Source organism: Mycolicibacterium llatzerense (genome assembly GCF_025331195.1).
GTDB classification, from domain to species: Bacteria; Actinomycetota; Actinomycetes; order Mycobacteriales; family Mycobacteriaceae; genus Mycobacterium; species Mycobacterium llatzerense.
This window is the reverse complement of record NZ_LXOV01000001.1, coordinates 2,688,748-2,709,064: the sequence shown is the minus strand read 5'-3', so window position 1 is coordinate 2,709,064 and position 20,317 is coordinate 2,688,748. Positions and strand designations below refer to the sequence as shown.

Here is a 20,317-nt window from a genome sequence, read left to right as displayed (position 1 = left end):
GTCAGCCTGTCGACTCGCGATAGGTCCGGGCGATCCTGCCCCGTGGGCTGGTGACGACCTCGTAGTTGATGGTGCCGAGCAATTCGGCCCAGTCCTGCGCCGTGGGCTCACCGGCGGCACCCGAGCCGAACAGCACCGCCTCGTCGCCCACCGTGACGCCGGCACCGTCGGGACCGAGGTCAATCACGAACTGGTCCATACAGATTCGCCCGACGTTGCGGTACCTGGCGCCGTTGATGCTGACGTCGATGCGTCCGCTCAGGCCGCGGAAGACCCCGTCGGCATAACCGAGCGGGATCAGCCCGACGGTGGTGTCACAGTCGGCGATCCACGTGTGCCCGTAGGAAACCCCGTCGCCGGCCTTGATCGAACGCACCGCGGAGACAGGACATTTCAGCGTCATGACGGGCCGCAGACCGAAATCGCCGAGCGCGGGAATCGGCGTCTGCCCGTAGACCGCGATACCGGGCCGCACCACATCGAAGTGCAGATCGGGCCGGGTCAGCGTGGCGGGCGAGTTGGCCAGGTGCGCCACCTCGAAGCGCACCCCGGCGGCGAGCGCCTGTGCCCGGGCCGCGGTGAGGCGCGCGGCCTGGGTGTCGTTCATCGGGTGCTGCGGATCGTCTCCGCACGCGAGGTGGCTCATGATGCCGCGCGGGCGGACAGCACCGTCAGCGGTGGCCCGGGCGATCGCCTCGAGCAGGGCCGGGTATTCGGCGGGGCTGACGCCGTTGCGGCTCAGGCCCGTGTCGACCTTGACCGTGATGGTGGCGGGCGCGCCGCTGCGGCGCACCGCGTCGAGCACGTCGTCGAACTGGCGCACCGAGGACACCCCCACCTGCACGTCGGCGGCCAGCGCGGGAGCGAAGTCGGTGCCGGGCAGGTTCAGCCAGGACAGCACCGGCGCCGTGATGCCGGCCTGCCTCAATGCGAGCGCCTCGGTGATGTTGGTGACACCCAGCTCGGAGGCCCCGGCCGCCAGCGCGGCGCGCGCCACCTGCGGCGCGCCGTGTCCGTAACCGTCGGCCTTGACCACCGCCATCACCGCGGCGCTGCCTGCGCGTTCCCGCAAAAGCCGCACGTTATGCGCAATTGCGCCCAGGTCGATGACGGCCTGGGCAGCAGGTTGGGGATTCGGCGAGCTCATATCGCTTCCGATTCTCCCAGACGCCCGCCGACTCGCGTCGAGCGTGAGCTTGTGCACCACGATTTCGAAGAATCTCGAACACAAGCGCACGTTCGCCGGCTAATGCGCGAAGGGCTGCACCTCGTCGAACTGCCCCTTCGGTTTGAGCTCGTCCAAGCTGTTCAGCACGGTGATCAGGTCGTCGCGCAGGGCGCGGGCCAGGTCCGCCGAGAAACCCTCCCGGACCACGATCCGCAGCACCGCGATGTCCGTCGCGTCGTCGGGCATCGTGTAGGCCGGCACCTGCCAGCCGTAGGCCCGCAAGGCGTGCGAGACGTCGAACTCGGTGTAGGGCCGCTTGCCCTTGAGCCGGCAGGAGATCACCGGGATGGCCGAACCATCCGTGATCACCTCGAAGTGCTCGCTCTTGCGCAACTCGTCGCCGATCCACCGGGCGGTATCCGACAGGCAATGCATGATCTGCGTGTACCCGGCCCGGCCGAGACGCAGGAAGTTGTAGTACTGGCCGACGACCTGGTTGCCGGGCCGGGAGAAGTTCAGCGTGAAGGTCGGCATGTCGCCGCCCAGGTAGTTGACCCGGAACACCAGATCCTCGGGCAGGTGCTGCCCGCTACGCCACACCACGAAACCGATGCCGGGGTACGTCAGCCCGTACTTGTGGCCGCTGACGTTGATCGACACCACCCGCGGCAGCCGGAAATCCCACTGCAGGTCCGGGTGCAGGAACGGCACGACGAAGCCGCCGCTGGCGGCGTCGACATGCACGGGTACGTCCACCCCGCCGTCGGCGGCGAGCTTGTCCAGGGCCGCACAGATCTCGGCGATGGGTTCGAGCTCGCCGGTGAACGTGGTCCCCAGGATGCCCACCACACCGATGGTGTCCTCGTCGACGTTGGCGAGTACCTGTTCGGGGGTGATGACGTAGCGGCCTTCGGTCATCGGCAGGTACCGGGGCTCGACGTCGAAGTAGCGGCAGAACTTCTCCCACACCACCTGGACGTTGGAACCCATCACCAAGTTGGGTGTGCGTCCCTTCCAGTCCCCCACCTTCTCGCGCCAGCGCCATTTGAGGGCCAGCCCGGCCAGCATCACGGCCTCACTGGAACCGATGGTCGAGACCCCGCAGGCCGACGCCGGGTCGTCGTCGCGCAGGTCCTCGGCGTGGAACAGGTCGGCCACCATGGCCACGCAGCGGGACTCGATCGCCGCGGTCGCCGGGTATTCGTCCTTGTCGATCATGTTCTTGTCGAACGTCTCGGCCATCAGCTTCTCGGCCTCGGGGTCCATCCATGTGGTGACGAACGTCGCGAGGTTCAGCCGGGAGCTGCCGTCGAGCATCAGCTCGTCGTGGATGAAGCGGTACGCGGCCTGCGGGTCCAGCGGGTCGTCGGGCAGCCGCAGCGACGGGATCGGCGCGGTGGACAACCGCCCGGTGTACGCAGGGCTCATGGTCGGTCCATGAACGTGCTTGCGCGACATACTGATTCCCCTTTGTTGGTCAGAGCGATGCGATGGCGGCCCGAACATGGGCCAAGATGCGGTGCGCCGACGTCGGCGCAGGGTGCGGCCCGGGATCGGCAGCCGACAGGCCCGCGGCGCGGGCATGCACGAAGGCCGCCATCGCGGCGGCCTCACCGGGTGCGATGCCGGACGCCAGCAGGGCGCCGATGACGCCGGACAGCACGTCGCCGGATCCGGCTGTGGCAGCCCAGGATTGGCCGGCCGGGTTCAGGTAGGTCGGGCCGACTGGATCGGCGATGACGGTGACGTTGCCCTTCAACAGCACCGTGGCGCCGAGCCGTTCGGCCAGCGCGCGGGCGGCACCGACGCGATCGGAACCCGGCGGATGTCCTGCGAGCCGGGCGAATTCACCGGCATGCGGCGTCAGCACTGTGGGCGCCGTACGGTCGGCGACGAGATCGAGATCGGCGGCCAGCAGGGTCAAGGCGTCGGCGTCGACGATCACCGGCAGGTCGGTGGCCAGCGCGAAGCGCAGTGCGTCGTCGCCCGCGGTGTCGGTGCCCAGCCCCGGGCCGACCACCCAGGCCTGGACCCGCCCGGCTGCCGACGCATCCGACGCCGCAACGACTTCCGGCCAGTGCGACACCACCTCGGCGTGCGCGGAGCCGGCGTAGCGGACCATCCCGGAGGTGGCGGCGACGGCGGCACCGGTGCTCAGGATCGCCGCGCCCGGATAGGTGACCGACCCCGCGAGCACCCCGGTGACGCCCTGGCTGTACTTGTCGTCCGCCGGCCTCGGCACCGGCCAGCGGGTACGGATGTCGTGCGCTTCGAACCCCAGGAACGCAGGCTCGGGCAGGTCGAGGCCGATGTCGATCAGCTCGACGCGCCCGCAGTCGGCCAGGCCGTGCACCGGTTTGAGTCCACCGAAGGTGACCGTCAGCGCGGCCCGCACGTGCGGGCCGTCGGCCGCGCCCGTCTGCACGTCGATACCGCTGGGCAGGTCGACGGCGACAACGGGCGCGGTGTTGGCGTCGAAGACGGCCGCGGCGTCGGGTCGCAGGGCTCCGGTGGCCCCGATGCCGACGACGCCGTCGATCACCAAATCGGCTGTCGGCGAGATTGATTCGACGACGCGTCCACCTGCCCTACGGAACGCGGCGAGCGCTGGTGTGTGAGCACGGTCCGGGTTCAGCAGCACCGCTGTTGCGGCCGCACCGCGCCGGCGCAGGAAGGTGGCGGCCCACAGCGCGTCGCCACCGTTGTCCCCCGAGCCGACGACGGCACAGACGCTGCGCCCGCTCACGCCACCCGTGCGGGCCTTGAGTTCGGTGGCGATCGCCGTCGCCAGCCCGTAGGCGGCCCGGCGCATGAGCACGCCATCGGGCAGCGATGCCAGCAGCGGCGCCTCGGCCGCGCGGATCTGCTCGGCGGTGTAGTAGTGCCGCATAGCTCCGAAGGTTACGCAGATCCGCGCGCCCAGCGTCGGCTTGTGTGCGAACAATTGACGCAAGTTCGCACACAAGCCAACATTCAGCGCGGATACCATCCCGCCATGACCTACGGCTATCCGCCGCCGCCACCGGCCAAGCCCCCGATCTCGAGCGGCGACCTCGCCGCATCGATCAGCGCGCTGGTGCTCACCTACGTCGGCGGCGGCGTGGCCGCATTCTTCGCGGTGTTCGCGATGGCGTTCACCGACTACTGCCCGCCGGCCACCTGCCACATCGATGCCGGCATCAACGCGATGGCCGCGGGCTTCATCGCGGCCATTCTGGTTGCTCTCGCCGGCACCGTCTTCACCGTCATCCGGCTGGTGAAACGCCTGCGCGCCTGGCCGTTCGCCGTCGGCACCATGGGGCTGTGCGCTGTGCTGTGCGCATTCGGCATCGGTGGCTACATTGCCGCCGTCGGGGGCTGAGTCTCAGACGAGAACCGCGCTGGGCTCCACCGTCACCTTGATCGCCTCACCGTTCTGGACGATCGAGAAGGCATCGAGCACCTCGTCGAGGGCGATGTGCCGGGTGATCAAGTCCTTCACGGGAACCTGACCGGTCGAGATGTACTGCAACGCGCGCTTGTTGTGCTCGGGCGCGGATCCGTTGGCCCCGTGGATGTGCAGCTGCCGGTAGTGCACCACGTTCGAGTCGCACGTGATGGTCGGGTCGGTCTTGGGCAGGCCGCCGAAGAACGAGATCCGGCCGTTGCGCGCGGCCATCGCGATCGCCTGTTCCTGGGTGACGTTGGCCGCGGTCGCGGTGATCACCACATCGGCGCCGCGGCCACCCGTCAGCTCCATCACCCGCGCCACCACATCGGTCTCGGCTGCGTTGATGACCTCGTCGGGATGCACCGCATCGGCGGACATCTGCAGCCGGGCGTCGTTGACGTCGACGAGGTAGACGGGCCCACAGTTGTGCACACCGCGGGCGATGCGGATGTGCATGCACCCGATGGGGCCGGCCCCGAACACCACCACGGTGTCCCCCGGCTCGATACCCAGCAGATCCTGAGCGTTGATGGCACACGCGAACGGCTCGGCGGCAGACGCCTCGTCGTAGCCGACGTTGTCCGGAATCCGGTTCAGCCCATCGACTTTGAGCACCTGACGGGGCACGATCATGTATTCCGCGAACCCGCCGTCGTACTGGTAGCCCATGGATGTCTGGTTCTGGCACACCGCCATCCAGCCCTTCCGGCATTCGTGGCAGTCACCGCACGGCACGGCGGCGATCACCTGGACCCGGTCGCCCTCGGCCCAATCGGTGCCGTAGGCGGCATTCACGTTGGCGCCCACCTCCACGATGTCGCCCGCGATCTCGTGCCCGATGGTGCGCGGCGGGGTCAGATTCTGATGCCCGTTGTGCAGGATCTTGACGTCCGTGCCGCAGGTCGAGCAGTTGCGCACCCGGATCTTGACCTCGTCGGGTCCACACACCGGTTCGGCCACATCTTCGAGCCGGACGTCCTCGGGTGCGTAGTAGCGCAGCGCTTTCATGGCGTTCCTTCCGGTACTCCGGCCTGGCCGGTGGGTGTGTCGTGGTTCACGTCTGCGCCCACTCTAACCGCAAATCGGGCATAACCACAAACATTTCTCTGCCCATTTATGCCCATTTGCTTGCCAAGCTGCCCATTTGTGGGCTTTACTCGTAACACGCGGTGATGTGACGGGCATCACCTTCATGGGCGACATGCGGAGGTCCAGCACTGTGACTGCAACGACGGAGACACCGCGGCGCAGCAGCCTGCGGGTGCGTGTTCAACAGCTCGGCACGTCACTGTCGAACATGGTGATGCCGAATATCGGCGCCTTCATCGCATGGGGCCTGATCACGGCTCTTTTCATCAAGACCGGTTGGTTGCCCGGCCTCTTTCACAGCCTGCAGAACCCCGACGGCTGGGTGGCCCACATCGGCGGCTGGGGTGCGTACGAGAAGGGCGGCATCGTCGGGCCGATGATCACCTACCTGCTGCCGATCCTCATCGGATCCACGGGCGGCCGGATGGTGTACGGCACCCGCGGAGCCGTGGTCGGCGCCATCACCACCATGGGAGTGGTTGCGGGCGCGGATGTTCCGATGTTCATGGGCGCGATGATCATGGGGCCCTTGGGCGGATGGGTCATCAAGAAGCTGGATGCGTTGTGGGACGGCAAGATCCGCCCCGGCTTCGAGATGCTGGTGAACAACTTCTCGGCCGGCATCGCCGGCCTGGTGATGGCCGTCATCGGCTTCTTCGGTGTCGGCCCGGTGGTATCGGCCTTCACCCGCGGCGCCGGCCACGGCGTCGACTTCCTGGTCGGGCATGATCTGCTGCCGCTCACCTCGATCTTCATCGAACCCGCCAAGGTGCTCTTCCTCAACAACGCCATCAACCACGGCGTGCTGACGCCGCTGGGCACGACCCAGGCGCTGGCCACCGGCAAGTCCGTGCTGTTCCTACTGGAGGCCAACCCCGGTCCCGGTCTGGGAATCCTGTTGGCGTTCATGGTGTTCGGTCGCGGAGCGGCAAAGGCATCGGCGCCGGGAGCGGCGATCATCCAGTTCCTCGGCGGCATCCACGAGATCTACTTCCCGTACGTGCTGATGAAGCCGAAGCTCATCGCCGCCACCATCCTCGGCGGGATGACGGGCGTCTTCATCAATGTGCTGTTCGGCTCGGGCCTGCGCGCCCCGGCCGCGCCCGGTTCGATCATCGCCGTCTACGCCCAGACCGCGACGGGTAGCTACGTCGGCGTCACGCTGTCGGTGTTCGGGGCGGCCGCCGTCTCGTTCGCGGTGGCCGCGCTGCTGCTCAAGACCGACCGGGCCACCGATGAACCGGATCTGGCCGCCGCCACAGCCGAGATGGAGGCTCTCAAGGGCAAGCGGTCCAGCGTCGCCTCGGCGCTGGTCGGCAGCTCCGCGGCCACCCCGATCTCCAGCGTCGTGTTCGCCTGCGACGCCGGCATGGGTTCGTCGGCGATGGGAGCCTCGGTGCTGCGCAAGAAGATCCGCGAGGCGGGGTTCACCGACGTGACGGTGGAGAACCAGGCCATCTCCAATCTCACCGACACCTATGGGCTGGCTGTCACCCACCGTGACCTCACCGAGCGGGCGCGGCAGAAGACCCCGTCTGCCATCCACGTCTCGGTCGACGATTTCATGAACTCCCCCCGCTACGACGAGATCATCGAACTGCTGGGCCGCACCAACAACGCCACCCCCGCGACTCCGGCCGAACCCGCTGAAACCACGGTCGAACCCGTCGCCTCGGACACGCAACCCGATGACGTGCTGGCGCTGGACTCGATCGTGCTGGCCGGGTCGGCCACCACCGCCGAGGCCGCCATCAGCGAGGCCGGCAGCCTGCTGGTCGCCGCGCACGCCGTCGACGCCTCCTACGTCGACGCCATGCACGAGCGGGAAAAATCGGTATCGACCTACATGGGCAACGGTCTGGCCATCCCGCACGGCACCAACGACGCAAAGGGCGCGATCCGCCACAGCGGGATCTCCTTTGTCCGCTATCCCGAACCCATCGACTGGAACGGCAAACCCGCCGAGTTCGTAGTGGGCATCGCCGGCGCCGGTAAAGACCACATGGCGCTTCTCACCCGGATCGCCCACGTGTTCCTGGACAAGGACGAAGTCGAGCGCTTGCGCCAGGCCAGCACACCCGAGGAGGTCCGGGCGGTGCTGAGCGCAGCGCGGTAGGTGGCGACCGCAAGAATGTCATCCGTGGATTCCGACAGCCGTCAGCGCCGCATCGTCGAGTTCGCCCGCACCCGCGGGCGGGTCGAGGTGCTCGCCCTGGCCGACGAACTGAACGTGGCATCCGAGACCATCCGTCGCGATCTGAAGGTGCTGGCCGGGCGGCGCATGCTCAAGCGGGTGCACGGCGGCGCGATACCGCTGGAGACGGCGGCCTTCGAATCGACCGTGGAGTACCGCAGCCAGGTCGACCTGGCCCAGAAACACCGGGTCGCGGCCGCGGCCGCGGATCTGCTGCACGGGGCCGAAACCGTCTACCTCGATGAGGGTTTCACGCCGCGTCTGATCGCCGAACGCCTGGCCGACCAAGAGCTGACGGTCGTGACGTCGTCGCTGCTGGCCGCCGAAGCGCTCGCTCACAGTGAGACCGTGACGGTGCTCCTGCTCGGCGGGCGGATGCGCGGACGGACCCTGGCCACGGTGGACAACTGGGCAGTCGAGCGACTGCGCAGCCTGGTCATCGACATCGCCTACCTCGGCACCAACGGCATTTCGCCCGAGCACGGGCTCACGACACCGGATCCCGCCGTAGCCGCGGTCAAGCAGACCGCGGTGACGGTCGCGGCGCGCCGGATTCTCGTGGCCGCCCACTCGAAATTCGGTGTCACCAGCTTCTGCCGGTTCGCCGAAGTGGGCGATTTCGAGACGATCGTCACCGGCACCGAGTTGTCGGCCGCGGACGCCCACCGCTACGAGGCGCTCGGTCCGTCGGTCGTCCGCACCTGAAGGTCACCACGAAGCCCGAACCGCGTCGGGCATCGGTGGCAGGTAGCTGACGGCGTCGCCGCCGCCGCGCTTCGCGACGAACATCGCTTCGTCTGCACGAGCAACCAAGTCGCCGAGCAGTTCCGCGTGGTCACACCCCGAGTCGAAGAAATACTCAATTGCCGTAGCGGTGATCCCGATACTCGCCGTTATCGGCGCGTGGTCGCTGCGGCCTGACAACGCGACACGCATCCGGTCGGCCACGGCCAGCCAATCCCCCGGCTGGAGAACATCGACAACCACGAACTCCTCGCCACCGACCCGCGCCACCAGCGCGCCGCCGTGCACCACTGACGCCAACCGAGCGGCACATCGGACCAGCACCTCGTCTCCGACGTGGTGGCCGAATCGGTCGTTGATGACCTTGAACCGATCCAGGTCGATCACGATGACCGCAACGCACGCCGCACGCTTGTGATGGCCGCGCAGCAGATCGTCGATGTGCAGATTGAGACCGCGCCGGTTGAGCAATCCCGTCAACGGGTCGTTCGAGGCTTCGTTGGCTTCATTGCGCAAGGCCCAGATACCGAAGTGGGCCGCTATCGGTGCCACCGCGAGCGCCCCGCCCGACAGCAACTTCACAAACGCGAGTACCGGATCGCCGCCGCCCATGATCGCGATCTCGACAGCCATCGCCGCGATCGACGCCACCGCCCAAGTGCTATGCACGGCAAGGGCTTTCGGTCCGTCGAAGAAGATGATGTAGAACGACACCAGGAGCAGGGCGCTCAGGCCGAACATCCCGGACAGCACCCGCTGATTGAGCAGGGTCACCACGGTGACGCCGATGTCGACGTTGATGATGAAGGCGTGCGACAGCCGGTACGACGGCCACGGTCGGAGCCACCACACCCAGCTCCAGACGAACATCGCCGTGGCGAAAACACCCGACACAACTCGGACGGCCACTCCGGCGGGTTCGACGCCGGACCACTGGGAAATCAGGGTGATCAAACCGACCATGCCGACGCCGAGTCCGATGAGGAACTGGATCAGCCCCGTCAGCGACCGCTTGGCGAAGTACTCGACCTGGGCGTCGTAGTCGGTGGGCGTGTTCCACCATTCGCGGACCATGCAGACGGTCGCACGACGCGCAGCAGCATCCAGCAACAATCCACGGCCCTCACAGCGAACACCTTCGACTGACACTCACCCCGCAATCAACCGCGTATCCGCAGCTAATTTCCAACAAGGTGTGCAGATGCGGCTGACCAGCGTTTTCCCATGCTAGGGCATAGACATGGAGAACGCCAGAGAAATAGCTACTCGACGGTAACGGACTTCGCCAGGTTGCGGGGCTTGTCCACGTCATAGCCCCGCTCGCGGGCCACCGACGCGGCAAACACCTGCAGCGGGATGGTCGACAGCAACGGCTGGAACAACGTCGAGGTGGCCGGGATTTCGAAGATGTAGTCGGCGTACGGGCGCACCGTCTCGTCGCCTTCCTCGGCGATGACGATGGTGACCGCACCGCGGGCTTGAATCTCGCGGATGTTCGACAGCAGCTTGGCGTGCAGCATCGCGGCGCCCTTGGGCGACGGCATCACCACGATCACCGGCAGACCGTCGTCGATCAGCGCGATGGGACCGTGCTTGAGCTCACCGGCAGCGAAGCCCTCGGCGTGCATGTACGCCAGCTCCTTGAGCTTGAGCGCACCTTCGAGGGCCACCGGGTAGCCGACGTGCCGCCCCAGGAACAGCACCGTGGGCGACTTCGCGAACTGCCGCCCCAGATCGGCGATCGGGTCCAGCCGCTCGAGCACCTGCTCGACCAAGGCCGGCATGGCCTCCAACTCGCGGTATTCGCGGGCTACCTCGTCGGGGTACTTGGTGCCGCGGGCCTGGGCCAGCGCCAGGCCGACCAGGTAGTTCGCGGCCAACTGGGCGAGGAAGGTCTTGGTGGCAGCGACGCCGATCTCCGGCCCGGCCCGGGTGTAGAGCACCGCGTCGGCTTCGCGGGGAATCTGCGAGCCGTTGGTGTTGCAGATGGCCAGCACCTTGGCCTTCTGGCCCTTCGCGTGCCGGACGGCCTCGAGGGTGTCCGCGGTCTCGCCGGACTGCGAGATGGCGATCACCAGCGTGCTGCGGTCCAGCACAGGATCGCGGTAGCGGAACTCGCTGGCCAGCTCGACCTCGACCGGGAGCCGGGTCCAGTGCTCGATGGCGTACTTGGCCAGGAGGCCGGAGTGGTACGCGGTACCGCACGCGACGATGAAGACCTTGTCGACGTCGCGCAGCTCCTGGTCGGAGAGCCGCTGCTCGTCGAGGACGATCTTGCCGTCGACGAAGTGGCCGAGCAGCGTGTCGGAGACGGCCGTGGGCTGCTCGGCGATCTCCTTGTACATGAAGTAGTCGTAGCCACCCTTTTCGGCGGCCGACAGGTCCCAGTCGATGTGGAACGGCCGAGCACGGTCGGACGCATCGGCGCCGTCGAAGTCCAGCACCTGGTAGCCGTCCGCGGTGATCACCACGGCCTGGTCCTGCCCGAGCTCGACGGCGTCACGGGTGTATTCGATGAAGGCCGCGACGTCGGAGCCGATGAACATCTCGCCGTCACCGACGCCGACCACCAGCGGGGTGGACCGGCGGGCCGCGATGATGGTGCCCGGCTCGTCGGCGTTGGTGAACACCAGCGTGAAGTGCCCCTCCAGCCGGCGCAGCACGGCCAGCACCGACGCGACGAAGTCGCCGGCCGTCGGCCCCTGCCGGTAGGCCTGCGCCACCAGATGCACGGCCACCTCAGAGTCGGTGTCGCTCTGGAACTCGACGCCGGCGGTTTCCAGCTCGGCGCGCAAGACCGCGAAGTTCTCGATGATGCCGTTGTGGACCACCGCGAGCTTGCCGCTGGCATCGCTGTGCGGATGCGCATTGCGGTCGGTGGGGCGCCCATGGGTCGCCCAGCGGGTGTGCCCCATGCCGGTGGTGCCTTCGAGCTCGGCGGCATCGGTTTCGGCCAGCGCCTCTTCGAGGTTGGCCAGTCGGCCGGCGCGCCGCCGGATGGTCAGGCCGCCGTGGCCGTCGGCCAAGGCGAGACCGGCGGAGTCATAACCGCGGTATTCCATCCGTCGCAGCGCGTCGACCACGATGTCGCGGGCCGGCCGTTGCCCGACATAGCCGACGATTCCACACATGGTTATTCAGGGTAGTGCAGCCGCCGGGGTGCCGGACTGCGCCCGCATCGCGCACAATTCGCAGGCACTGCGCTAACGTCATCGGGTGGCCAAGACGAAGCAGCTCTTCGGTGCCCTCACGCGCCGCGGCCCGCACCGCGTTCTGCGCGGTGACCTGGGTTTTGCCGGCCTGCCGGGCGCTGTCTACACCCCGGAGTCCGGGCTGAATCTGCCTGGTGTGGCATTCGGCCACGACTGGTTGCAGGGTGTCGGACGTTACAACGGCACGCTCGAGCATCTGGCGTCCTGGGGCATCGTCGCGGCGGCGCCGGACACCGAGACCGGCATCGCGCCGTCGGTGCTGAACCTGGCGTTCGACCTGGGCACCACCCTCGACATCATCACCGGGGTCCGACTGGGGCCCGGCAAGATCAGCGTGCACCCGACCAAGCTGGGCCTGGTCGGGCACGGATTCGGGGCGTCGGCCGCGATCTTCACCGCCGCCGGTCTGGGCTCATCGGCCAACCCGCCGAAGGCGGTCGCCGCGGTGTTCCCGACCGCCAGCAAGCCCGAGGCCGATCAGCCCGCTGCCGGTCTGCGCGTCCCCGGCCTGATCCTGAAAGCGCCGGGCGCCGAGCTGACCATCCAGTCCAATGCCAACGAGCTGGCCGTCGCGTGGCGGACCGCGACGGTGCGGACCGTCGACAAAGCCGTGCCGGGCGGGCTGGCCGAGGGCTTCCGGCTGTCCAAACTGGTCGGGATGCCCGGCGCCGATCGCCGCACCCAGAAGACGGTGCGGGCGCTGTTGACCGGTTACCTGCTGTTCCAGCTGACCGGCGACAAGGCGTACAAGGATTTCGCCGACGCCGACGTGGTGCTGCCGAAGACCGTCGCCACCGATCCCGACGCCGAGCTCCCCGCGCTGGAAGACAAGGTCGCCGCCCTGCTGAAGGGCTGAGCCGCCAGTGCAGAGTCAACCGCGTCGGCAGCCGCCGGTGCGTTGACCCGGAACTCACGGCACAACCCACTCGAACAACCACGCCCTGATTTCCGGATCAACAGCGTCCACAGCCAGCCACGTGTCGACCCGGAACTGACGGCGCAATGCACTCGAACAACCCCGCCGTGGATGCACGGGTCAACGGTGACGGGTTCGCGGCTGCGTCTCATCGATGCGGTTCAGTCCCCCACCATCGGCAGCTGATCGGCCGCGATCTGGCACGGCGTCTTGGTCGCCGGATCCTCCTGTTGGGCAACAGGTTCCACTGGCGGCGCGGCTGGCGGCGGGGGCAGGGTCGGCGCGGGTGACGGCTGAACCGGGTCCGAAGGAGGTGGCTCGACGGCCTGCTCGTCGGCATCGGGGGCTACCTTGTCGGCGCCTTCGTCGGTCTCGTCGGTCTCGTCCTCTCCGTCGGCCTCCTTCTTCTCCTCGTCCTCGTCAGGGTCCACGTCGTCGTCCTCGGCGGTGTCGACGTCGTCGTCCAGCCCGAGGTCGTCTCCCAGACCGTCCTTGATCTCGTCGAGCCCGCTGAATCCGGACGAGTCCGGCCCAAGACCTGCCATCGAACCGAGCGCTCCTCCGACGGCATCGGCCAGCTGTTGCCCCAAACCGCCGACACTCGAGCCCAATCCGAGGTCGCCGGGTATACCGGCAGCGGCCGGGGTCGCAGCGCCGAGCGCCGGCTCCGGCACCGCCGCCGTTCCGAGCGCTGGCTCCGGCGCTGCCGGCGCTCCGGCCGGCGTAACCGACGGGGCCGGCGTGGCCGGCGGCGCCAAACTCGCTGCGGTACCCAGTGTTCCGAAGGGCGCCGTCGCCGCGGCCTGATACATCGGTGCAGCGGTCGGCTGCAACGACGGGGGTGGCGCCCATTCGGGTGTCACGACGACGGGCACCGCGAACGACACACTCGCCGGGGTGACCGCGCCGATTGCCGAATCATAGCCTGCCGCAACGGCTTCGGAGGCGTCCCACAACGCGGGCAGCAAGTCCCCGAACACCACGCGAAGCACGAAGGGCTTGAGTTGCTGATCGACGATCTCGCTGGCGGTCGCCACATCTCCGGCCCCACCGAGGACCGCGCGGGCTGCCGCGCTCCACTCGTCACGATGCCCCGCGGCCTGCGCATCGGCCCGCAGCACCGCGTCCACCTTGGTGTCGACGGCACGCCACAGTTCGTCGCGCAGCGCCGTCAGCGCCTGGGCGCTGCGCTGCAGGTGCGCAACCACATCCTCCGCCGCGACCGTCATCGTGCGCAGAAAATCGGCGGCGGCGTCGCCACCTGTACCGGACCACTGCGCCGTCAGCTCCCGATATCCGTTGCCCTGCAACCGTAATGCGTCCTGCGCGACGACCGCGGCAGCCTCGAGCGAGCGGGCATCGGCAGCCAGCGCGGCGAGGTCCAGGCCGCTCTCGGCGCGATACAACTCCAGCAGTGACGCCGAAGCCGGCATCCCCAATACCTCGCAGGCTGCCACGTAGTCGTCAAGGGCAGTCAGCGCGCGGTCACCCTCCGCCAGCCGCCCGGCGACGTCGAACGTCGACGCCATCGTCAGACCAACCGGCCGGCGAGGTCCGCGTCGGCATCTTCGTATCTTGCCGACGAAACCCGCAGTCCCGCTGCGGCTTCCGCTGAAGCGGACGCCCAGGCGCGAAGCTGATCGGCCGACTGATCCAGCGCGGCGCGGAGGGCGGCCGCCCGCGCTGCGTGGTCACGCCCACCGCAGAACCCGTCGAAGTACCACCGCAGCAACGGGGCCACCGCCAGGGCGTCGGCGACCGCTTCACAGCGCTGCGCGATGTCCCGCACACCAGAGGGGTCTATCCGAGCGACGTCACGTTCTCCCATGCCTTGCTATGACGCGCGGCAAGGCCGTTCGGTTCCATCGAAACGGAAAAATCTGAGGAATGCCGTTTCACGCCTCTGCGGCGGCCGGCGGCGATAGCCTGCAACAATGAAACCGCTGGTCTTCCTGGATACGGAGACCACCGGCCTGCACGCCGACCGGCAACCCTGGGAAATCGCCATGCTGCGGCGCGACGACGCCGGCGAATCCCGCATCGTGATGTACATCGATGTGGCCGACCTCGATCTCGACGCGGCCGAGCCCGCAGGCCTGCGCATCAGTCGCTTCGCGAGTCGCCACCCCCAGGTCGTCTACGGGCCCATTCACCTGCCGCTGGTGCACCGCGAACACGAAGCCGCGGAGATCGTTCGTGACTGGACCATGGACGCCACCATCGTCGGCGTGGTGCCCAGCTTCGACACCCACTGCCTCCGCAAAATGCTGGCGCGTCATCAACTGCTGCCGGGGTGGAGTCCCACACTCGTCGACGTCATCGCATTGGCCGCCAGGCACGTCCTCGACTACGGCCGCACCCCGGAAAGCGATTCGACACAGCTGTCGCGGCAGTGCGGAGTCCGGCCTCCCGGCGCCAGTTGCCGCCACACCGCGCTCGGCGATGCGCGCTGGGCGATGCGTTGGTACGACCAGCTGGCAGGCCGCCTGGTGTCTCGACTCGCCCAGTAAGTCAAGCGGACTCAGCGCAATCCGGGATGCGTCCCCGATTGCCGTGCCCGCCGCTGAACCGCGGCGATCTCGCGCAAACCATCACCGAGCAGACTCCGGTTGAGCGGGGACAGATCGCCGACGGTGACCACGTCGTTCGGGGTGCGCCCGTCGGCGATCAGCTCGACCTGATGCGTCAACCGCATGCGTTGCAGCATGACGAAAACTTCTGTGAGAGTTCGGGAATCACGTTCCGTCAGCGCACCGGTGCTCGCCGCCGCCGCGAGCCGGGCAGGAGTCGACGCCGAGGTCATGTCAGCGGTGAGGCCACCCCACCGGGCCAGGTTGACGATCGGCGTCACCGCATGCGTCTTCAGGTCGAAGGTGCCTCCGCGCCGCGACAGGACATCGCGCAGGGACCACGCGCGCACCTTGCCGGACAGCGCATCCAGCAGTTGCAGGCGCAGGGCGTTCGGATGTTCGTCACGCATCCGGCGGAAGACCGTGGGCACGGTGTGTAACGCCCGGTTGCCCCACACCACGCGGCCGTCGATCAGCAGTGAGGACAGGATCAATCCCTTGCCGCGCAACGGATCATCGAGCCAGCCCTCGGCGGCCTGCACCCAGTCCGAGGCCGACCGCGCGAACGCCTTGTGCGAGGCGATCGCGCCGTTGCTGTCGGCCGGTAGACCGCAGCCGTCGAGGATGGCGTGCGCCCGGGCCGCGATGGAACGCAACTGCGCGCATTCGGCATCGCAGCTGTCACTCCAACTCAGCGCACTGTCCACATCCGAGGACGGCATGGCCTCCCGGCGGGCGATGCTGCCCAGCGTGAGCCAGGCGAACTGATCCTGCGTCGGCCCGGGTCCCGCTTCAGCCAGAGCGAGTTCCAATGCCTTGCGCACCAACGCATCCAGCACGATCGACGAGATGCTGCTCGCGGCCGACGCCTTCGTCCCGGTGCGGAACAGATCGACCGCGATCTGGGTCACCTCGCGGCCGTGCCGCTGCAACGCGGCGGCGTCGGGCGCCTGGGCGATCGCCCGGCGCAACACGAAGCTCTGGCGGGCAGAGGCGGCCAGCAGGTCGACGTCCTCCAGGACGCCCAGCACTTCACCGCGTGGCGACATCACCGGCATATGACGCATGCCGCGCTCCAGCATGTCGAACAGCACCGTCTCGGCGGTACGGTCGGCGGTCACCGTTTGGGCCGGCGCACTCATCACCTCGGTGATCGGCACATCGACCGGTAGCCCCGCTGCGACGACCCGAGACCGAAGATCACGGTCGGTGAAGATCCCGACACCGCCCTCGCGCAGCCGGATCAGCGCGTACGACACCCGCTGCTCGCTCATCTGCACGACGGCGTCGCGCACCGATACGCCCGGGTCGACGATCAGTACGTCACCGCGCACCAATTCGCTGACCGATCGCGAATCGGCGGCGCGGGCCGCAGGCACCTGCGGCGTCGGCGCCGCGGATGAGGCCAGAAACCGCAGCCCCGCGGGCTTGGCGAACTGCGCGCGCACCAGCTCACCGCGCAGCCGCAACGCTGCCGTGGATTCTATTGCGCGGGCGAGGAATTCGACTCCACCGCCGGTGAGCATCGGAACGTAGCCGAAGATGCCGCCGGGCTCGATGGTGTCGAACACCTGCCCACTACCTGCCCCGCCCACCTCCTGCAGGTTCACCGAACCGGTGAGGACCATCCAGATGTCATCGGGGACGTGGCGGGAGAAATCCGCGATGACCGCTCCGGTCGGGTACGGCTCCACGGTCGACTGCGCCACCAACTCGAGCAACTCGGTGTCGCTGGCCGTCTGGAACGGCGGATGCGCACGGAGGAACTCCACCAGCTCCGGAGCCGATGCGGGAGATGCGGTCACCCCGACATCGTGCCCCACGTCAGGTCGTACGAAGGAGATCGACGCATTTCTCCGCCATGGTCATCACGGTGATGTTCGGATTCACCACGGGCAGCTTCGGCATCGCCGAGGCATCCACCACCCGCAGGTTGCGCACACCCTTGACGCGCAACTGTGGATCGAGCACCGCCATCGGGTCGTCCACCGCACCCATCCGCGCTGTGCCGGCCGGGTGGTACACGGTGTTGTGCGTCTTGTAGATGTACGCGAGCAGCTCCTCGTCGGTCTGTACGTCCGGTCCGGGCGCGAGCTCACGGCCGATCCACTCCTGCAGCGGTTCCTGCTCGGCGATCTTGCGGGCCAGCCTGATTCCGGCGAGCATCACCTTCTCGTCGTGCCCCTCCGGGTCGGTGAAGTAGCGCGGGTCGACCTTGGCCCGGTCCCGGAAGTCACGGGAGGCCAGCCGCACCGTTCCGCGTGAAAGCCCCTGCGTCACATTGGGAGTCAGGCAGAACCCGTTGTCAGTCGTGGGATACCCGTGCCGCAGGGTGTTCATGTCGAACGGGACGCTGCCGTAGTGCATCATCAGGTCCGAGTGATCGGGGTTGTCCCCGGCGACCTCGGTGGTGGCGAACAGCCCGATCTCCCACCACTGGGTGGAGTCGGTGACCATCGGCTTCGCCGCTTCCCAGAACACCAGGCCCTCGACGTGGTCGTCGAGGTTCTCGCCGACCCCGGGAGAGTCGACGCGCACCGGGACCCCGACTTCGTTCAGGTGGTCCGCCGGCCCGATTCCGGACAGCATCAGCAGCTTCGGAGTATCGATGGCGCCGGCGGTGACGACCACCTCACGGGTGGCGTGGACGACGTCGTAGCCGGTGAGGTCGGGACGCTGGTACCGGATGCCCGTCGCCACCGGCTCGTCCCCCGAGTCGTCGAACAGGATCTCGGCCACCCAGCTGTTGGTCAGCACCGTGAGGTTGGGCCGCGACTCCAGGATGGGGTGCAGGTACGCGTGCGAACTGGACATGCGCTCGCCGGCCTCGTTGGCATTGATCTGCAGCCAGCCGGCCGCATTGAGATTCCAGTCGTCGCGGTTGAACTGCACGGTCTCGAGACCCACCTTGGCGGCCGCGTCGATCACGGCCTGACCGCACGGATCGTTCGGCGGTACGTCCCGCAGCCGAACCGGCCCCGAGTCACCGTGCGGCACACCCTGATACGTGCCGGTCGCGGTGTTGTTCTCTACCTTCGCCGTGAACGGCAGCACGCCCTCGGGACCCCATCCGGTAGCGCCCATAGCCTCCCAGTCCCGCAGGCCCTGGGCCAGTGGCCAGAACGCGATACAGGAGTTGTGCGACGAACACCCACCGAGCACCTTCGCGCGGGCGTGCCGCATGAAGCTGTTGCCTTTCTCCTGCGGCTCGACCGGGTAGTCCCAGTCGTAGCCGGAGTCCAGCAGGTGCATCCACTGGTTGAGGACCAGGATGTTCGGATCGTCGACGTCGCTCGGACCTGCTTCCACCAGACATACCGTGACGTCCGGGTCCTCGGACAGGCGCGCCGCGACGACACAGCCGGCGGTGCCGCCACCGGCGATCACATAGTCGAAAGTCTGGTCGGACATGATGCGAACTCCTCGAAAATTGTTCAGGCAGAAGGGGATCGACTCAGTGGGTCATTCGTCGGTGAGCGCCGAATGGGAGGCAAGAGTGCCAATGTGGTTGCGGCCCTTGATGAAATACCAGACCAGGCCCAGTCCGAGGATGACGCCGATGTACACGAACGCGCCCCAGGTGTTGTACCACGGGTCGCCATAGATGGCGACGCGCGGCCAGGCCAGGTTGATCGCCATCGCGACGCCCCACAGCACCGCGAAGATGTTGACCGGCAGGCCCCATTTGCCCATCGTGAAATAGCCGCCTTCCTTCAGGTCTCTCGGCGGCCACTGCCCCTGCAGGCGCTTCTTGAGGAGCGGACCGGTGACCATCAGGTAGGCCAGGTAGATCATGATGATCGCGATCGAGGTCAGCACCGTGAACACCTTGGGCTGCCCGAGGTTGACCACGAGGATCAGTGCCGCGATGATGCCGATCACGACGGCCGGTACCACCGGCGCCTGGGTCTTGGGGTGGACCTTGGCGAGCCTCTCACCGAACGGCAGCGCGTTGTCGCGGGCCATCGCGAAGGTCAGCCGGATCGCAGCGGTGTGCACAGCCAACGAACACACCGTCACCGCCACCACGATGCAGATCAGGAAGATGGTCCCCAACGGACCCCACATCACCTTCTCGACGATGGACTGCAAGCTGCCGTCGGCACTGCCCAGCGCAGGGTCGTTGAGGTCGGGCGTGGCCATGATGGCGCCCGCGAGGATGGCGCCGCCGATCACGAACGAGGCCAGGATGGCGCGCAGGATGGCCTTGGGTGCGGTGCGACGGGGTTCGACTGTCTCCTCGCCGAGCGAGCTTGCCGTGTCGAACCCGTACATCACATACAGCGACGCCACCGACGCCACCAGGAATGCGCCGAAATATCCGCCGGGCAGGCCGGCGCCGTGGCCCTGGGTATCGAAGAACACGCTTGGTCCGCGCTTGATGTTGAACAGCAGGATGACCGCAATGAGCACGGCCGCAATGAGTTCGATGAAAACGCCGGCGCTGTTGATCATCGCCATGAGCCGCACGCCGAAGGCATTGACGACGGTGGTGAACACGATGAGAACGGTGCCGAGCAGAATGGCGTTGGCGGCGAAATCGTACTGACCGGTGCCGTCACCGATCACCTGGAAACCGCTCCAGAGCCGGGGCAGGTTCAGCTGTAGGGCCAGTACCACCGCCGACAGCGTGACGATGGAGGCCGTCAACATCAGCCACCCCGAACTCCAGCCCACGATGCGGCTGCCCAGCTTCTTCGACCAGTTGTAGACGGAACCCGCGACCGGATACTTGGCGGCGAGTTCCATGAAACACAACGCCACTGCCATCTGCCCGATGAAGACCATGGGCCAGGACCAGAGATAGGCCGGTCCGCCGTTGCCATAGCCGACGTAGAACAGCTGGAAGGTACCGGTCAGGATCGAGATATAGCTGACCCCGGCCGCGAAGCTCGCGAATTTTCCGATGCTGCGGTCCAGCGACTCCTTGTAGCCGAAATCTTCGAGTCCGCCGCTGTCCGCATCAGTCAGGTTCTGCGTCATGTTGTCGTGTC

Annotated in this window: 16 protein-coding genes; 5 read left to right on the top strand and 11 right to left on the bottom strand. The window is 67.6% G+C overall.

Annotated elements, in window-relative coordinates:
* Position 1: 1 nt before the first annotated feature.
* The 3 genes from alr to A7G45_RS13310 form a co-directional block, all read right to left on the bottom strand.
* Complete coding sequence (gene alr, locus A7G45_RS13320) at positions 2-1,147, bottom strand: alanine racemase (RefSeq protein WP_260937644.1); 1,146 nt, start codon at positions 1,145-1,147, stop codon at positions 2-4.
* A 99-nt stretch (positions 1,148-1,246) separates the two neighbouring features.
* Positions 1,247-2,626, bottom strand: a complete 1,380-nt coding sequence (locus tag A7G45_RS13315; protein ID WP_260937641.1) for a glutamate decarboxylase — start codon at positions 2,624-2,626, stop codon at positions 1,247-1,249.
* A 19-nt stretch (positions 2,627-2,645) separates the two neighbouring features.
* Positions 2,646-4,058 (bottom strand): NAD(P)H-hydrate dehydratase, encoded by a 1,413-nt coding sequence (locus A7G45_RS13310; protein ID WP_260937639.1) that lies wholly within the window; start codon positions 4,056-4,058, stop codon positions 2,646-2,648.
* 105 nt (positions 4,059-4,163) lie between these two features.
* On the opposite strand from A7G45_RS13310, the gene A7G45_RS13305 reads away from it, so the two are divergent.
* Complete coding sequence (locus A7G45_RS13305; RefSeq protein WP_260937638.1) at positions 4,164-4,529, top strand: hypothetical protein; 366 nt, start codon at positions 4,164-4,166, stop codon at positions 4,527-4,529.
* Positions 4,530-4,532: 3 nt separating this feature from the next.
* Here A7G45_RS13305 and A7G45_RS13300 read toward each other — a convergent pair whose 3' ends face one another.
* Entirely contained in the window at positions 4,533-5,606 is a 1,074-nt protein-coding gene (locus tag A7G45_RS13300) for a zinc-dependent dehydrogenase (RefSeq protein WP_260937636.1), read from the bottom strand.
* 193 nt (positions 5,607-5,799) lie between these two features.
* Between A7G45_RS13300 and A7G45_RS13295 the strand changes: the two genes are divergently transcribed.
* Positions 5,800-7,803 carry a PTS mannitol transporter subunit IICBA gene (locus tag A7G45_RS13295; RefSeq protein WP_260938162.1) on the top strand — a complete coding sequence of 668 codons (2,004 nt, stop codon included), beginning with the start codon at positions 5,800-5,802 and terminating at the stop codon, positions 7,801-7,803.
* A 24-nt stretch (positions 7,804-7,827) separates the two neighbouring features.
* Positions 7,828-8,586 (top strand): DeoR/GlpR family DNA-binding transcription regulator, encoded by a 759-nt coding sequence (locus A7G45_RS13290; RefSeq protein WP_260937634.1) that lies wholly within the window; start codon positions 7,828-7,830, stop codon positions 8,584-8,586.
* A gap of 3 nt (positions 8,587-8,589) precedes the next feature.
* On the opposite strand, the gene A7G45_RS13285 is transcribed toward A7G45_RS13290, so the two are convergent.
* The gene (locus A7G45_RS13285; protein ID WP_260937632.1) at positions 8,590-9,699 is read right to left on the bottom strand and encodes a GGDEF domain-containing protein; all 1,110 of its coding nucleotides are present in this window, start codon (positions 9,697-9,699) and stop codon (positions 8,590-8,592) included.
* Between the two features lie 188 nt (positions 9,700-9,887).
* A complete protein-coding gene (glmS, locus tag A7G45_RS13280) occupies positions 9,888-11,756 on the bottom strand; it encodes a glutamine--fructose-6-phosphate transaminase (isomerizing) (RefSeq protein ID WP_260937630.1) in 1,869 nt (622 codons plus the stop codon).
* An 85-nt stretch (positions 11,757-11,841) separates the two neighbouring features.
* Here glmS and A7G45_RS13275 point away from each other — a divergent pair, with 85 nt between their 5' ends.
* Positions 11,842-12,693: a dienelactone hydrolase family protein gene (locus tag A7G45_RS13275; protein ID WP_260937627.1), complete on the top strand. Its 852-nt coding sequence runs from the start codon at positions 11,842-11,844 to the stop codon at positions 12,691-12,693.
* 221 nt (positions 12,694-12,914) lie between these two features.
* Here the strand turns inward: A7G45_RS13275 and A7G45_RS13270 are convergent, their stop codons facing one another.
* Complete coding sequence (locus A7G45_RS13270) at positions 12,915-14,282, bottom strand: hypothetical protein (RefSeq protein WP_260937625.1); 1,368 nt, start codon at positions 14,280-14,282, stop codon at positions 12,915-12,917.
* A 2-nt stretch (positions 14,283-14,284) separates the two neighbouring features.
* Complete coding sequence (locus A7G45_RS13265; RefSeq protein ID WP_043987011.1) at positions 14,285-14,581, bottom strand: hypothetical protein; 297 nt, start codon at positions 14,579-14,581, stop codon at positions 14,285-14,287.
* A 106-nt stretch (positions 14,582-14,687) separates the two neighbouring features.
* On the opposite strand from A7G45_RS13265, the gene A7G45_RS13260 reads away from it, so the two are divergent.
* Entirely contained in the window at positions 14,688-15,263 is a 576-nt protein-coding gene (locus tag A7G45_RS13260; RefSeq protein ID WP_260937621.1) for a 3'-5' exonuclease family protein, read from the top strand.
* 11 nt (positions 15,264-15,274) lie between these two features.
* Here the strand turns inward: A7G45_RS13260 and A7G45_RS13255 are convergent, their stop codons facing one another.
* The 3 genes from A7G45_RS13255 to A7G45_RS13245 are packed head-to-tail and all read right to left on the bottom strand — an operon-like array spanning position 15,275 to position 20,306.
* Positions 15,275-17,128: a putative nucleotidyltransferase substrate binding domain-containing protein gene (locus A7G45_RS13255; RefSeq protein WP_260937619.1), complete on the bottom strand. Its 1,854-nt coding sequence runs from the start codon at positions 17,126-17,128 to the stop codon at positions 15,275-15,277.
* Positions 17,129-17,147: 19 nt separating this feature from the next.
* A complete protein-coding gene (locus tag A7G45_RS13250; RefSeq protein WP_260937617.1) occupies positions 17,148-18,734 on the bottom strand; it encodes a GMC family oxidoreductase in 1,587 nt (528 codons plus the stop codon).
* Between the two features lie 51 nt (positions 18,735-18,785).
* Entirely contained in the window at positions 18,786-20,306 is a 1,521-nt protein-coding gene (locus A7G45_RS13245; protein WP_260937615.1) for an APC family permease, read from the bottom strand.
* Between the last annotated feature and the right edge of the window lie 11 nt (positions 20,307-20,317).